Consider the following 13,793-nt stretch of genomic DNA (forward strand, 5'->3'; position numbering starts at 1 on the left):
GGAGAGAAAAATAGCTCAACGCTTTTTGTGCAATGAGACCGGGAATTGGAGCGTCTGGCCATCCCGCGCGGCAAAAGCGCCGGCAAACCTGTCCTTGGCCAGTTTCTCCATCTCGTCCAGTTGCTCGTCGGTGCGTGTCGGGTCGTGGTGAAACAGCGCGAGCCCCCGCGCACCGGCCGCCTCACAGAGCTTGACGCCCTGTTGCCATGTCGAGTGCCCGTTGCCGCGGCGGCGTTCCATTTCCTTCTCGGTGTAGGTGCAATCGTAAATGACGAGGTCGGCATCGTCGATCAGGCCGAGCACCGACTGATCGAGTTTGCCCGGCTCGTGCTCGGTGTCCGTGATCACCGCCACGACGCGGCCGCCCCATTCGACCCGGTAGCCTATGCAGCCGCCCGGATGGGTAAGGCTGCCAGTCCGAACCACCACCCCTTCGCGCGGCCGAAGCACGTCTCCTGACACAAAGTCACGGCAGTCGAGCCTTGCCTTGCAGACGTCCATTTTCACCGGAAACCACGGTGGCCGCATGAACTCATCGATCATCTGCCGGGTCGTCATGCGTCCTGCAAGATGCCCGGACCAAAGCGTAAGCTTGACGCTCGGGTCAAAGATCGGCGCAAAAGCCGGCAGCCCGATGATGTGATCGTAATGGCAATGGGTGAAAAACAGGTCGAAATCGGTCACATCCGACGCCTGAAGCGCCCTGCCGGCAGGCCGCAGGCCAGAGCCCGCGTCGAACAGAAGCGTATGCTGGCCGCATCGCATCTCAATGCAGATTGTGTTGCCGCCATAGCGAGCGAATTCTGGCCCGGATACCGCAATGCTGCCGCGCACGCCCCAAAATCGGACCAGGAAAAAATCGTCGTCCATGCTAGCTTTCGCCCATCGTAGCTCTAGGCGCTTCGTGCGTCGATCAGATCCGCAGTCGTATGGCTTAGCCGATCGGCAAGAACCCGCAATATCTCGATGGTCATTTCCGGGAACTCCTTCATGAGCCTTAGGAAATGATCCTTGCGGATTCTCAGGGCCTCCAGATCACTTGCCGCTCTGACGGTGGCAGTGCGGGAACTGTTGCACAATATGGCGATCTCGCCGACGATCGAATTTGGCAGCAGTTCGGCAACTTTTATCGGCCCGTTGTCGGAATCGACCAGAATATCCGCCGTGCCTGAAAGGATGACATAGGCGGCGTCTGCCTCGTCGCCCTGCCGGAAAAGGATCTGGCCGGCGCTGTAGTTCACGCGATCCGACGTGAATGCGAGCAGCTTGAGCTTTGCCGGCTCAATGCCAGAGAACAAGGGAACGCGTTGCAGCATTCCAACTTCATCCTTGAGCAGCATTGTCGCAAACCTTCCTAAATTCGCGTCTGCCAGACTATGACAGAAGTTCCTTGAAGATACCGTTCTCTGCCAAAAGTGTCTCGTGCGTACCGTCTTCCACCAATTGACCCGAGTCAAAGACGATAACGCGATCGAACATTGTCGCCATTGCCGGGTTCGTCACGACCCACACAATTGCCGGCGAATGGCCGTCGCGTCTGGCTTCCTCGAGCACGTTTCGCAGCACCTTGTCCTGAATGCGCTGGTCGAGCGCCGACAGCGGCCGGTTGAGAATGAGAAAATCGGGACGCTTGAGCAGAGCCCTGGCAACGTCGAGCTTCTGTCGCTGCCCACCGGTCAGCCGCCTGCCGCCGGCGCCGACGTTGAAGTCCAGGCCGACATCCAGAAGCTCGGCATAAAGCCCCAGCTCGTCAAGAATTTCATAGACGATGGAGCGTATGCGGTCCGGCGCGTCGGGATGGTTGTTGCCCACGCGCCCGAACAGGACATTGTCCATGACGGTGGCCGCGGCAATGTATTTGGCAGGATCATACCGTTCGATCGCACCCTGCAGCTCGGGCGGCAGGTTTTCATAGAACTGGCTACGTGCGGCGACGATCTTGCTCATTAGCTCTTCGGTCAGCAGGCCGAAGCGGTGCCGGGGCTCGATATAGGCAAAGCTCAAGGTGATGATCATGGCGCGGTCGGCTTCCGAAACCACCTCGTAGGGACGGTTCTTGAGCCGCTGCAGCAAGGTCTCGTAGGCGGGGATCTCCTCGGCGCTCATGAAGGCGAGCTGCTGGAAGAACTGGTGATCGGGCGGCAGGTCGGCAAACAGCTCGATCGCCTGTTCGGCGATCTCCATGCCCATTTCGTAGAGCGTGCGGTCGAGGCCGGCTTGCTTCAGCACGGAAGCAAAATAGGGATTGGCCGCCAGGGCCTTGTCGGCCAGTTCGGGGCCGGCGGCAGCGCCGAAAAGCAGGTTCTGACCGATCGTCGCTTCCGTGTTGTAAGCGCCCGGCTCGAAAGGAACCACCAGTTCGCGCAGCCCTTCCTGTTCCAGCCGGGTTCGCAGCGCTGCACGCAGTTCGACGATCCGCCCGGCAAGCTTCGTGTGACGCGTGAGGTCGGCCGAAGAGCGCAAGCCAAGATCCAGAATGTCGCGCGACAGAAGAACCGCGTCGAGCACCCGGCGCACCGATTCAAAGAGGTCGTGCGGGCCGGAAGCACCGGCGGAAGCATAGTCGATCCAGTCGCTGCGGATATCGAGATCAGGATTGCCCGACCGGCGCGCCTCGTCGATGTTCCAGCGCCGCTGGTCTGCCGCGGCGCCCTCATAAGTCACCGATGTCAGCGGTGCATGCTTCAACCCGTAGAGCAGGTTATCGCGCAGGCTTGCGTGGAACAGGAAAACATCCGACGAGGCGTAGGACATACGCCGGCCGGTCACTGCTTCGGGGAGTTCAAGCAGGTCATCGGCGCCCGAAGCGACCTTTCCGCTTTCCGGCCAGTTCAGCCGCGCGAAGGCTTCTGCTAGCGCCTCCGCTCCACCTGTTGGGGTGCTGACCAGCGCCACGGTCTCAGCCGGTTTGACCTGCATGGAGATACGGTTGAGGAGCATTGCACCGCCATCGTCTGCTATGGACAGACCGACCGCCGACAGCGGTTTTGTCATCGGACCGGGATCGTCGATCGTCAGTGCTCCGATTTCCGGCGCAATGATATTCTCGACGGTGAACTGTTCAACGACCTGCTGATATTTGACCTGGACATCCTGCCGATCCTGATCCCAGTCGATCAGTTCCTTCATCGGTCCGGGCAGGTCCTTGTAGGCACCGATCACGGCCACGAGCTGGCCGACGTCCAGCCGCCCCGCGATGACCAGATAGCCGCCGATCATGTAGAACAGAAAGGGCGTGAGCTGCGCGAGAAAATTGTTGAGGAACTTTACCATGAATTTCCATTGGTAAAGATCGAAGCGGATCTTGAAGATGAGCCCGAGCCGGGCCGCTATGTCGGCGCGCTCGTAATTTGACGTGTCGTGGACGTGAACCGCGCCGATGCCGTCGACGATTTCGCCAACCCGGCCTGAAAGCGAGCGGGCGGTCAATTGCCGTTGGCGCCCGAGCACGAGCAGCCGCCGCCGCATGCGCGGGATGAGCACGATCTGGATCACCACGATCACCACCGCAATCATGCCGAGCCAGACGTTCTGGACCATGATGAACAGCATGGCTGTCAGCGCCTGGCCGCCGAGCAGCACCGGCTGCAGGAAGGCATCGCCGATGAAGCCGCCCAGCGGCTCCACCTCGTCCTTCACCATGGTCGCCACTTCGGCGGATTTCACCCGCTTGAAGTAAATCGGCGGAAAACGCAGCACACGATCGATCAGATCGAAGCGGATACGCCGCAGCATGCGTTCGCCGAGGCGGCCTTTGTAGGTATTGATGTAGAGTTTGAACAGGCCGTTGATGACGACCAGCAAGAGGAACACGATGCTGAGGGCAAGCAGCGTCGCCGTGCGGTCGAGTTGAAAACCGGAAAAGAACTGGACCTCGCCAATGAACGGCAGGTCATAGTGCACCCTCATGAAGGGAAGGGTCGCGCCGGGTTGCTCGAAGCCCTTGCCCTGGATCGGGCCGTTGACGATCAGCTTCGGCAGGTTGAAGGACATGAAATAAGGGATCATCGAAAGCAAGACGATCGCCAATATCCAGATCTGCTGCTTCCTGGTGTGCCTCCAGATATAGCGGGCTAGGCTGGGTTCCATATGCGACTGCGGACCCCTCAGTTGGAAGGATGCAGGCGGCCAAACGGCTGGCGGCTTGCGTGGGATTTTGGCGAGTAGCCTAACAGCAGGGGGCCGCCGCTGCGCGACTCGTGCCGGCCGATGGACGCCAATGGTCCGAACAGATGCAATAGGTTCCCTCCGGCAGCGGGCAATGGCAAAACGACTTGCGGCATAGTCACGTCCGCAAGTCGGACAGCCTCGCGGGAGGCAAGATTGCGTTGTGTCGCCCGAAATCCCAACATAGAAGACGAATATGATGGATGTCACGCAACCACGCAATGCCGGCATGGACGGGCACGAGCAAGCCCTGGACCTCACGCGCGGAATTGCAGCCTACGTCAACCACCCTCTCGTGGCCGCGCTGGCGCGCGTCATCGCCAAGCATCCGCAGGCCGATATCGCCAACGCCTTCAACCACAAGCAGGTCGCCTGCAAGATGTGGGCGCTCGACAGGCTGTTCGAAAGCTGCGGCGGCCGGTTCGGGCGCATATGGGTTCTGGGTGGATGGTACGGCGTGTTGCCGGCAATGCTTTTCAACGACGCCCGTTTCGACATCGCGGCGGTCGACAGCATCGACATCGATCCCGAAGTCGAGGCGGTCGCCCGAACCCTCAACCGGGAAGCCGGCGACCGCTTCCGGGCGCTGACGGACGATATGTACGCACTCGACTATGCGGCCGGGCAGCCTGACCTGGTGGTCAATACAAGCTGCGAACACATAGCCGACCTGCCCGCCTGGCTTGCCCTGCTTCCGCGGGGCACGAATGTGCTGCTGCAATCGAACGATTATTTCAGCGAGCCGACGCACATCAACTGCGTGGCGTCACTTGCAGCCTTCGAAGCCATGGCGGCGCTGCGGGAGATCAGGTTCTCCGGCGAACTGCCGACAAAAAAATATACGCGCTTCATGCTGATTGGAACTGTTTGAAGCGCGTTGGGCGAATCGAACCCGGACGCGACCCGCGTCAGGATTTCGGGGACCAGGTCCGATACCGCTCGCGCAGGATTTGCGCCGAGCGGCGCGCGCCTTCCAGATCGAGACGATGCGCGGCCGGCGTCGGTCCCGCAAGCGCCTGCTCGACCGCTTTCGCCAGACCCTCAGCCGTCAGGTCCTTTTCCGCCAGCACCGTTGCCAGACCGAGTTCTTCGAGCATCAGGGCGCGAACCGTCTGTTCGGTTTCCCCGCCGGCCGCAAACGGTACAAGCAGGGAGCGGCAACCGGCGCGCAGGACATCGCAGACCGTGTTGTAACCCGCCTGCGAGACCGACAGCCGGGCACCGGTCAGCAGGCTGGCGAAATCCTCGCGGAACCGGAAGATGGACAGGCCCGGCGTGGCATCGCGTGAAATCGCGTCAAACTCGTCCTTCGGCAGGTTTGGGCCGGTGATCAAACACCACTTCCAGGCGTTGTCGGTATTGTGCGCCGCCGCGGTGGTGGATCGGACAAGGCTCTTTCCGGCAGCCCCGCCACCAACCGACACCAGAACGTCGAAACGCTCGGAGGCCGCGGGTGCCGGAGACGCGGCAACGAGCCCTGTGTAGGCAACCTCGGCCCTGATCGCTGCCGCCAGTGGAAATGTCTTGTCGATGGTTGCGAAAGCCGGATCGCCATGGACCATGACAAGGTCGAAATGCCTGTTGACGAGATCGACCGTTTCCTCGTTTCGGCCCGGCTTGACGCGCTCCTGAAGAATGTCGCGCACCGACGTCGCCAAAAGCGGCCTGGGCGACATCGCGTCGATGGCCTCGATCAGCGGCAAGAGTTCGAAACGCATCTGCCGGCGTCCAAAGGGAAACGCCTCGACAATGACGATGTCAGGCCTGCAATCGCGGAATGCCTGCAGCAGCATCTCGCAGCGCCGCGTCTTGAAATCATCGTCGACGGGCTTGCCTTGCAGGTCGACAAGCCCGGAAAATCCTTCATCGCCGGAGGTGACAGGCGGCAGCGTTACAGATTTTACACCCGGTCCCGGAAACCCCGCGACCGGCGTTCCGCCGGTCACGACGGTGACGTCAAACCCGTCATCGGCCAGGGCCGCCGCGATGCGGCTGGCGCGGGCGAGATGGCCGATGCCGAGCAGATGCTGGACATAGAAGAAAGCGCGCAGCCGCTTCATTCGGCGGCCCGCCACTCCCGCTCGAACAGGTCCTTGAGCTGCCCAATGCTTGCCGTATGATCGAAATTTCCGCGCACGCGCCGCTCCGCGGCGTCGCCGAGGCGGGCGCGCAGCACGGGATCACGGATCAGGCGCTCCAGCGCCTGTGCCAGGGCTGCCGGGTTTTCCGTCGGGACCAGCAGCCCGGTTTCATCCGACGACAAAAGCTCCGGCACGCCGGAAATATCGGTCGACACGCAGGCAAGTCGCTGGCTGGCCGCCTCCACCAGAACATTGGGCAGACCGTCCCGGTCGCCATCCGCGGTGATCCTGCAAGCGAGCGCAAAGATGTCGGCGCTGCGATAGTGCTCGAGAACCTCCTTCTGCGCCATCGCACCTTTCCAGGAGATGCGGCCCTCCAGTCCGAGCTTTCGCGCCAGCGCCTTGAGCCGTTCCAGTTCCTCACCGCCGCCGATATGCTCGAACCGCCACGCCAGATCACCAGGCAAGAGGGCGAGAGCCTCCAGCAACGTGTCGTAACCTTTCTTTGCAACGGCGCGCCCGACACTCAAGATGAGGACCGGTTCGTCCGGCGCCGAGCCGTCATGTTGTTTTCGCGCCGCGTCGAAACTGCTGAAGCGATCGAGGTCGAGCCCATGATAGCTCAGATGCACGGACGAGCTGCCGTTTGCGAGTTTTTTCAGGCGGTCGAAGCCGGTTTGCGTGCAGGTGACCGTCCAGCGCGCCGAGGAAAGCTTGCCGGCCAGATCCCAATCCGCCGACGTCCAGATGTCCTTGGCATGGGCCGAGCAGCTCCAGGGCTGGCTACGAAGCTGGCTGGCATAGCGCGTCACCGATGCCGGCGTGTGCACGAAATGGGCATGCAGCCAACCGGCGTCTTGCGGCCATTCGGCCGCCAGCACGAGCGCTTGCCCGAAGCGCCGCACGCGATTGCGCGTAAAGTCGCGGGGGATATCCGCAGCCAGCGATTTGAGCGCGCGCCAGAAGCCCGGCCGCGGCAGGGCGGCAAACAGCGAGCGAAGCACGCGCAACGGCTCCCTATGCAGATATTCCGGCAGATAATGGACGGGCGCTTTGATCTCGTCATGCACGGGGTGGCGTTTTGCGTCGGTCGGCCGCCTGAGCGCGAAAAGTATGAGGTCGAACCCCGCACGCTCGAGACCGAGCAGTTCCTGCGCGATGAAGGTCTCCGACAGCCGCGGATAGCCCTTCAGAACCACGACGATCTTGCGGTTTTGCAACTCAGTTCATGCCTTCAATGACCGAAAGGTGATGGCCGGCCCGTCGGTCGAGCAGTTCAGCGACGATTTCAGAGATATGAGGCAGCCCTTCCAGCGTCAGGTGCGGATTGCTCTGCGATGGCCGGGGCCGGGCCGACAGCACCTTCAGCGCATCGGCAAACCGTTGGGAGTCCTTGGCTTCTTCCGGCAAAAGCATCTCGACGAGGCCGAGTTCGGCTGCGCGCCGGGCGCGGATCAGCTGTTCCTCGCGGGGCGTGACGCGCGGCACGATCAGCGCCGGCTTGTCGAAAGACAGTATCTCGCAATAGGTGTTGTAGCCGCCCATGGCCACCACCGCCTTGGCACCGGCAATCAGGTCTTCCATGCGGTTGTCGAACTCGATGATCTTGACGTAGGGGATCTTGGCCCCCTTCCTGAGCAGCTTGTTGCGCTTGCGCGCCGGCATGTAGGGCCCCAGCACGATCAGCGCCCTATGCTGCAATTGCGGATCCTGCTGATAGGCATCGATGACGTCGTGGATCAGTTCAGCGCCGTCACCGCCGCCGCCGGTGGTAACGAGGATATAGTCGCCTTCGGGCCGGTGGCCGGGCAATTCATTCCGCTGCAGGCTCCGTTGCAGGAAACCGAGAAACCTCATTTTTGCCCTGACAGCCGGCGGCACATCCAGGCCGGTCAACGGATCGTAGAAATCCGGCGGGCCATAGACCCAGACCTTGTCGTAGAACAGGCCGATCTTGCGCATCACATCCCTGCGTGCCCACTCCGCTTCGAGCAGATGCGGCGCGTCCATCACCTCGCGCAGGCCAAGCACGAGCGTGGTGCCCCGCGTCTTGAGGTAGGACAGTGTGTCCTCGATCTCACCGCGCAGACCGAGCGGTTCCTTGTCGACGATGAAGATATCCGGCCGGAAGCTCTCGGCGGTGTGGCGGATGATCGACTGCCGCATCCTCAGCGTCTCATGCAGATCGATATCCTTTTCCAGCGAAGTGTATTCGCCGTTGCGCAGCTTGATGACGCTGGGGATCTTCACGAAGTCGACACGGGCGCGGTAGTCGAAGGCGCCGGCGATGGTCGCACCCGAAATGATAAGCACCTGAAGCCCGCGGAAGTCCCCGACCAGCGAATGCGCGATCGTTCGGCACCGCTGCAAGTGGCCGAGCCCGAACGTGTCGTGGCTGTACATCAGAATTCGGGCGTCTTTGGCGTGCTGTGTCATGTTGAACGTCTTTTAGAATTCTCGCCGGACGGCGGGCAACCCCGCAAGCTTCGAAATCATCCGCGGGTCTAACGACCCGTTTTGAGACATGAGGGGGAACACAACGGCATTCTTCCCCTGGGCACGAATACCAAGGGGCGCTGTTTGTAGCGCGATGACTTGTCTCCGAAGACGAAATACGACCCGAGCACAAATCTCTCTCATGAGGCTTGACCCCGTGGAACTATATGCCTGCGGCCTGAGACAGGCAGAGCGCACATTGCGAGAAGTTAAGGGCGACCACGGGAAACGAGGTCGCCGCACATTGTGAGGAGAACCCCGCACCTTGGAAAAATGCTTCATAATCCATTGAAACGCAACGACCGCCAGAGACCGCACGTTGCGGCCTTTTATCCTGCCATCACCCTCGACCGGTAGCAAGCCTGTCGCGTGGAAGGGTTTCCGGATAGCACCGCCGCATCTGAGCCAAGACCGGCAGGGCGCGCATGATCTGCCCAATCGGTCGACGCAGATTTCGGTGACGCGGATCGCCACAAGGTTGCAACCACAGCCGAAGTTGTTCGTGACTTTGACGCGTCCGGAGAGCAAGTCGTAGTTCTGAGACAAAAGCATCAGCTCGCCGTTGAAAGAAAACCGGGATGCGGTAGTATCGCATCAGATGTTTGCGACTGCTTGACCGGGGGGTGCAGTGGATTCGTCTTCTTTCAAGCGCTGGCCGGCAACACTGGGGGTGCGCGATCCTGCGGTCTTCCAGACTGTTTCGCGCCGTATCTTCGGGGATTTGCCATGACAGCTGAAGCCAATACTGATCAGCTTACCAGGGAAGGCGTCGAAGCCATCGTTGCGGCGATCACGGCGCGGGTCACGGACCGCGAGGCGCTGATCTGGCTGTGGCCGCAGCTTGAAAAGCAACTGACGTCCTATGACGGCCATCTGCAGACGACATTGTTTCCCGGTTTCGAGGCACCTGCCGTGACGGCATTACCGCGGGCGCTCAGCCGGCGCGAACTCGCCGCCACGCTAAGGCTGGCGCTGCTGACGACCCTGGACAGGATCAACCCTCTCGAGGCCGCCTCGTCCACAAGTGCTGCCGACATACTGGCGGAATGGAACAAGCTTTCGGCCTTCGTCAGAAACAACATCAGCGATGGCTTTTCCGGATTTCAGAATATTCGCACCCGGCTCTATACCCAGTTCGGCGCGCCCAGCAATCCGGCCAAGGCGATCGACCGCGTCAACGCCTATTACAGCCAGCTCTCGGGTGCCGGCTTCCCCAAGGCGAGCTTCAAGTCGCCGGTGCATCCCGTGCTCAAAGCCCGGCTGGCGAACACGGTGGCGCTGCTGACGGCCAAGGGCGCCACAGCCGCGCTGACCAAGATCAAGAGCGTCGGCGGGTTCAACATCAGGCCCAATGTCAATTCGCCCGCGCGGCTCAGCAATCATTCCTTCGGCTGGGCGGTGGACGTCGATCCGGCGATCAACCCCAATGTCAACAAGGATAATCTGCCATTAGCCATCATCGCCGCCTTCACCGGAGTCGACCTCTACGGCGCCGAGAGCGCCACGCTGCGCGCCGGCGGCCCTTATGACACGCTGCTGCCGGCGGCTATTGTGCTGTCGAAGGCCAACGCCGCTGTCGTTGCCGCATTCGCCAATGCCGATGGCCTCAAGGCCGCCATGGGCAACGCCATAACACGGCTGGCCGGCGTGACCCTGCCAGCGGCGAAGCTCGCCACGGCCCATGCGCTGGCAACCGCCGTGCCGGCCAAGCAGACCGATCTCGCCACGCTGCTTCAGGGCGCCAGCGCCACCCCGGCCAAGGCCAAGTCGACCGCGAAGCTGCTGGCCGATGCCGCCGACCTCTCCCGCCGGGCGGCCAGGGTCAGCTCACCCAAGATCATCGGCACCGACGCGTCAGTTGCCCGCTTCGGCTTCTTCAATCTGGCTCCGCAAGCCGCAGCCGGGTTGGCCGCCAGCGACGGCGGCGGCCTGCGCTGGCTGGGCGCTGCCACCAAAACCAAGGACTACATGCATTTCGAGCTTGCGGAGGCCGATCAGCCGAAGCTGTTCTGACAGTACGTAGCGTCTGCGGTTTCTCGATATTTCGCTCATTAATCGAGTTTTATCGATTGTGAGCGGAACGGTCCGACCGCCTCAGAAATTTAAGTGCGCTGATAGGAGGAGCGCCAATGAGATTCGCAGCCATGCAAGATCCATGTGACCACTGGCTTGTCTACGATTTGATGTCAGCCCTGCCGGCGGAGGTGGAAGGACGATTGCTGATGGGGCTGACGCGGCGCGAAGCCGAGCAGCTTGCCGCGCAGGCCAATGCGACCTTCGTCAGGCAGGCGACCCGTTCGCCAGGTCCGCACCCCAGCTTCGCGTAGACATGCCGGCCTGACTACGCCAGCCTCGCCCTTGTCGTGCGCGGCGTCGCCAGCAGAAGGCTGGTCTCGCTGCCGGTTATTCCAGGAATCAGCCGTATCCGCCTCAGCACCGCGTCGAAATCGGTGAGGGAGGCCGTGCCGAGCTCGACCACCAGGTCCCAGCGGCCATTGGTGGTGTGAATGGTCGAAACCTCGGCGAGGCCGCCGAGCGCCCGGACCACGCGGTCGGCGGCATGGCCTTCGATCTCGATCATCATCACGCCGCGTATCCGCTGGTCGACGGCGTCGGCGCGCAGCACCACGGTGTAGCCGATGATCTCACCCGACTTTTCCAGCCGCTCCATGCGCGCCCTGACAGTGGCGCGCGACACGCCGAGATCGACCGCGAGGTCGGAGATGCTGCGCCGCGCGTCGTGCCTGAGCAGCGTAACCAGCCTTTCGTCGAGCGCGTCCATACTACTATCCACTTTGATCAACCTGACTGAGCGGAATGATAAATCAATCTTCTCGAAATGCCAATTTCGCCTGTTCAAACTGCCGGGCCGGAGTGGTTCATTCCACGCATTCATTGCGAGGACAAAAGAACCATGCGCTGCAGGATCGTTGGCGCGCCGGTGCAGGACGGCGCGGGCAGGATGGGATGCGAGATGGGGCCGAGCGCGCTGCGCACGGCAGGGCTTGTCTCGGTCCTCTCCGAACTCGGCCATGAGGTCGAGGACTGGGGCGCGGTGCAGCCGGCTGCGGCGCGCGCCATCGTCCATGGCAATCTTGCGCTGAAGGCGCTGCCGGAGATTTCCGCCTGGACGGCGGCGATCGCCGAGACCGCCTATGCGGCCTCGAAGGAGGCCATGCCGATCTTCCTTGGCGGCGACCACGCGATATCAGCCGGCACGGTATCAGGCATAGCGCGCCGGGCGGCCGAGCGCGGCCGGCCGCTCTTTGTGCTATGGCTCGACGCGCATCCGGATTTCCACACGCTCGACACCACCGTCAGCGGCAACCTGCACGGCGTGCCGCTCGCCTATGCCAGCGGCCGGCCGGGCTTCAACGGCTATTTCCCGGATTTGCCGGTCGCCGTCGATCCCGCCCGCATCTGCGTCATGGGTCTGCGCAGCGTCGATCCGGCCGAGCGCCGGGCGCTGAACGAAGCGGGCGTGACCGTGCATGACATGCGCACCATCGACGAGCACGGCATTGCGCCTTTGCTGCGCGCCTTCCTCGCCCTTGTCGAAGAGGCCAACGGCCTGCTGCATGTCAGCCTCGACGTCGACTTCCTCGACCCCTCGATCGCGCCCGCTGTCGGCACCACCGTGCCCGGCGGCGCCACCTTCCGCGAGGCGCATCTGGTGATGGAGATGCTGTCCGACAGCGGCCTGGTCTCCAGCCTCGACCTGGTCGAGCTCAACCCGTTCCTCGACGAGCGCGGCCGCACCGCCACGCTGATGGTCGATCTCGCCGCCAGCCTGATGGGCCGCCGCATCATGGACCGCCCGACCCGCAGCCATTCCGGAAGCATTGCATGACCCAGCCTTCCCGCCTTGCCATCGTCCCCTTCGTCAGCGTCGACCGCATGATGAAGCTGGTGCTGACCATCGGCGTCGAGCGGTTCCTGACCGAACTCGCCGCCTATATCGAAGAAGATTTCCGCCGCTGGGAGCTGTTCGACAAGACGCCGCGCATCGCCTCGCACAGCCATGACGGCGTCATCGAGCTGATGCCGACCAGCGACGGCAAGATGTACGGCTTCAAATACGTCAACGGCCACCCGAAGAACATGCGCGAGGGCCGCCAGACCGTCACCGCCTTCGGCGTGCTCGCCGATGTCGGCTCCGGCTATCCGATGCTGCTCACCGAAATGACGATCCTGACGGCGCTGCGCACTGCGGCAACCTCGGCTGTCGCGGCCAAATATCTGGCCCCCAAGGGTTCGCGCTCCATGGCCATCATCGGCAATGGCGCCCAGTCCGAGTTCCAGGCCGTCGCCTTCAAGGCGCTGCTCGGCATCGACCGGCTGCGGCTCTACGACATCGACCGCTCCGCTTCGGAAAAGTGCATCCGCAACCTCGCCGGCAAGGGCTTTGACATCACCATCTGCACGACCGGCCAGGATGCGGTGGAAGGCGTCGACATCATCACCACGGTGACCGCCGACAAGCAGTACGCCACCATCCTTACCGACAACATGGTCGGCTCCGGCGTCCACATCAACGCGGTCGGCGGCGACTGCCCCGGCAAGACCGAGCTGCATCGCGACATCCTGCTGCGCTCCGACATCTTCGTCGAGTTCCCGCCGCAGACGCGCATCGAGGGCGAGATCCAGCAGCTCGACGCCGACCATCCGGTGACCGAGCTGTGGCAGGTGATGACCGGCAAGGCGGAAGGCCGCAAGACGGCGGAACAGATCACGCTGTTTGATTCCGTCGGCTTCGCCACGGAGGATTTCTCGGCACTGCGCTATGTCCGCGACCAGCTCCAGGCCACCGGCCTCTATGAGGAGCTCGACCTGCTCGCCGACCCCGACGAGCCGCGCGACCTGTTCGGCATGCTGCTCAGGGCAGAGTTGGAAACGGCGGCGTGAGCTTTTCCTTCTCCCCCAGAAACGCCATGCACACATCTTCTGTGATTGGTGTGACTGATCGGCCGAAGGCTTGATTGCTAGGTGGTTCCCCCAATCCGTCGCTGCTTCGCAGCGCCACCTTTCCCCCCTCCGGAGGGAAAGGAA

At 62.5% G+C, this 13,793-nt stretch carries 12 protein-coding genes; 5 read left to right on the plus strand and 7 right to left on the minus strand.

Translation table 11 applies throughout. The features are described 5' to 3' along the window. Positions 1 to 15: 15 nt before the first annotated feature. Genes AC04SH_RS05260 through AC04SH_RS05270 form a run of 3 tightly spaced genes read right to left on the minus strand, consistent with a single transcriptional unit; the run spans position 16 to position 4,089 of the window. Positions 16 to 870 carry an MBL fold metallo-hydrolase gene (locus AC04SH_RS05260; protein WP_488574191.1) on the minus strand — a complete coding sequence of 285 codons (855 nt, stop codon included), beginning with the start codon at positions 868 to 870 and terminating at the stop codon, positions 16 to 18. A 23-nt stretch (positions 871 to 893) separates the two neighbouring features. After that, positions 894 to 1,340 carry a cyclic nucleotide-binding domain-containing protein gene (locus AC04SH_RS05265; protein ID WP_488574192.1) on the minus strand — a complete coding sequence of 149 codons (447 nt, stop codon included), beginning with the start codon at positions 1,338 to 1,340 and terminating at the stop codon, positions 894 to 896. 34 nt (positions 1,341 to 1,374) lie between these two features. After that, positions 1,375 to 4,089, minus strand: coding sequence for an ABC transporter transmembrane domain-containing protein (locus AC04SH_RS05270; protein WP_488574193.1), 2,715 nt, complete (start codon positions 4,087 to 4,089; stop codon positions 1,375 to 1,377). Between the two features lie 277 nt (positions 4,090 to 4,366). Here AC04SH_RS05270 and AC04SH_RS05275 point away from each other — a divergent pair, with 277 nt between their 5' ends. Then, positions 4,367 to 5,038 carry a class I SAM-dependent methyltransferase gene (locus AC04SH_RS05275; RefSeq protein WP_488574194.1) on the plus strand — a complete coding sequence of 224 codons (672 nt, stop codon included), beginning with the start codon at positions 4,367 to 4,369 and terminating at the stop codon, positions 5,036 to 5,038. A 37-nt stretch (positions 5,039 to 5,075) separates the two neighbouring features. On the opposite strand, the gene AC04SH_RS05280 is transcribed toward AC04SH_RS05275, so the two are convergent. From AC04SH_RS05280 to AC04SH_RS05290, 3 genes are read right to left on the minus strand one after another with little or no spacing between them, the layout of a single operon-like run. Next, a complete protein-coding gene (locus AC04SH_RS05280; RefSeq protein ID WP_488574195.1) occupies positions 5,076 to 6,227 on the minus strand; it encodes a glycosyltransferase family protein in 1,152 nt (383 codons plus the stop codon). Further along, entirely contained in the window at positions 6,224 to 7,468 is a 1,245-nt protein-coding gene (locus AC04SH_RS05285; RefSeq protein WP_488574196.1) for a glycosyltransferase family 4 protein, read from the minus strand. The genes AC04SH_RS05280 and AC04SH_RS05285 overlap by 4 nt, the downstream gene beginning before the upstream one ends. Before the next feature lies 1 nt (position 7,469). Continuing rightward, positions 7,470 to 8,684, minus strand: a complete 1,215-nt coding sequence (locus AC04SH_RS05290) for a glycosyltransferase family protein (protein ID WP_477232399.1) — start codon at positions 8,682 to 8,684, stop codon at positions 7,470 to 7,472. Positions 8,685 to 9,470: 786 nt separating this feature from the next. Here AC04SH_RS05290 and AC04SH_RS05295 point away from each other — a divergent pair. Beyond that, on the plus strand, positions 9,471 to 10,757 hold the full coding sequence (locus tag AC04SH_RS05295; RefSeq protein WP_488574197.1) for a M15 family metallopeptidase: 1,287 nt from the start codon (positions 9,471 to 9,473) through the stop codon (positions 10,755 to 10,757). Between the two features lie 131 nt (positions 10,758 to 10,888). Continuing rightward, positions 10,889 to 11,071, plus strand: coding sequence for a hypothetical protein (locus tag AC04SH_RS05300; RefSeq protein WP_488574198.1), 183 nt, complete (start codon positions 10,889 to 10,891; stop codon positions 11,069 to 11,071). 14 nt (positions 11,072 to 11,085) lie between these two features. Here the strand turns inward: AC04SH_RS05300 and AC04SH_RS05305 are convergent, their stop codons facing one another. Beyond that, positions 11,086 to 11,526, minus strand: a complete 441-nt coding sequence (locus tag AC04SH_RS05305; RefSeq protein ID WP_112560188.1) for an Lrp/AsnC family transcriptional regulator — start codon at positions 11,524 to 11,526, stop codon at positions 11,086 to 11,088. 132 nt (positions 11,527 to 11,658) lie between these two features. Between AC04SH_RS05305 and rocF the strand changes: the two genes are divergently transcribed. Continuing rightward, entirely contained in the window at positions 11,659 to 12,594 is a 936-nt protein-coding gene (gene rocF, locus AC04SH_RS05310; protein WP_488574199.1) for an arginase, read from the plus strand. Continuing rightward, positions 12,591 to 13,649: an ornithine cyclodeaminase gene (gene ocd, locus AC04SH_RS05315; RefSeq protein ID WP_488574200.1), complete on the plus strand. Its 1,059-nt coding sequence runs from the start codon at positions 12,591 to 12,593 to the stop codon at positions 13,647 to 13,649. The genes rocF and ocd overlap by 4 nt, the downstream gene beginning before the upstream one ends. Positions 13,650 to 13,793 lie beyond the last annotated feature (144 nt).

This window comes from Mesorhizobium sp. CNPSo 4688 (assembly GCF_057784295.1).

What these genes read in the sequence shown, in the direction of transcription:
- AC04SH_RS05270 (WP_488574193.1), bottom strand. Translation starts at nt 4,089, where the DNA reads ATGGAACCCAGCCTAGCCCGCTATATCTGGAGGCACACCAGGAAGCAG.
- ocd (WP_488574200.1), top strand. Translation starts at nt 12,591, where the DNA reads ATGACCCAGCCTTCCCGCCTTGCCATCGTCCCCTTCGTCAGCGTCGAC.
- AC04SH_RS05265 (WP_488574192.1), bottom strand. Translation starts at nt 1,340, where the DNA reads ATGCTGCTCAAGGATGAAGTTGGAATGCTGCAACGCGTTCCCTTGTTC.
- AC04SH_RS05300 (WP_488574198.1), top strand. Translation starts at nt 10,889, where the DNA reads ATGCAAGATCCATGTGACCACTGGCTTGTCTACGATTTGATGTCAGCC.
- AC04SH_RS05295 (WP_488574197.1), top strand. Translation starts at nt 9,471, where the DNA reads ATGACAGCTGAAGCCAATACTGATCAGCTTACCAGGGAAGGCGTCGAA.
- rocF (WP_488574199.1), top strand. Translation starts at nt 11,659, where the DNA reads ATGCGCTGCAGGATCGTTGGCGCGCCGGTGCAGGACGGCGCGGGCAGG.
- AC04SH_RS05280 (WP_488574195.1), bottom strand. Translation starts at nt 6,227, where the DNA reads ATGAAGCGGCTGCGCGCTTTCTTCTATGTCCAGCATCTGCTCGGCATC.
- AC04SH_RS05260 (WP_488574191.1), bottom strand. Translation starts at nt 870, where the DNA reads ATGGACGACGATTTTTTCCTGGTCCGATTTTGGGGCGTGCGCGGCAGC.
- AC04SH_RS05305 (WP_112560188.1), bottom strand. Translation starts at nt 11,526, where the DNA reads ATGGACGCGCTCGACGAAAGGCTGGTTACGCTGCTCAGGCACGACGCG.
- AC04SH_RS05275 (WP_488574194.1), top strand. Translation starts at nt 4,367, where the DNA reads ATGGATGTCACGCAACCACGCAATGCCGGCATGGACGGGCACGAGCAA.
- AC04SH_RS05290 (WP_477232399.1), bottom strand. Translation starts at nt 8,684, where the DNA reads ATGACACAGCACGCCAAAGACGCCCGAATTCTGATGTACAGCCACGAC.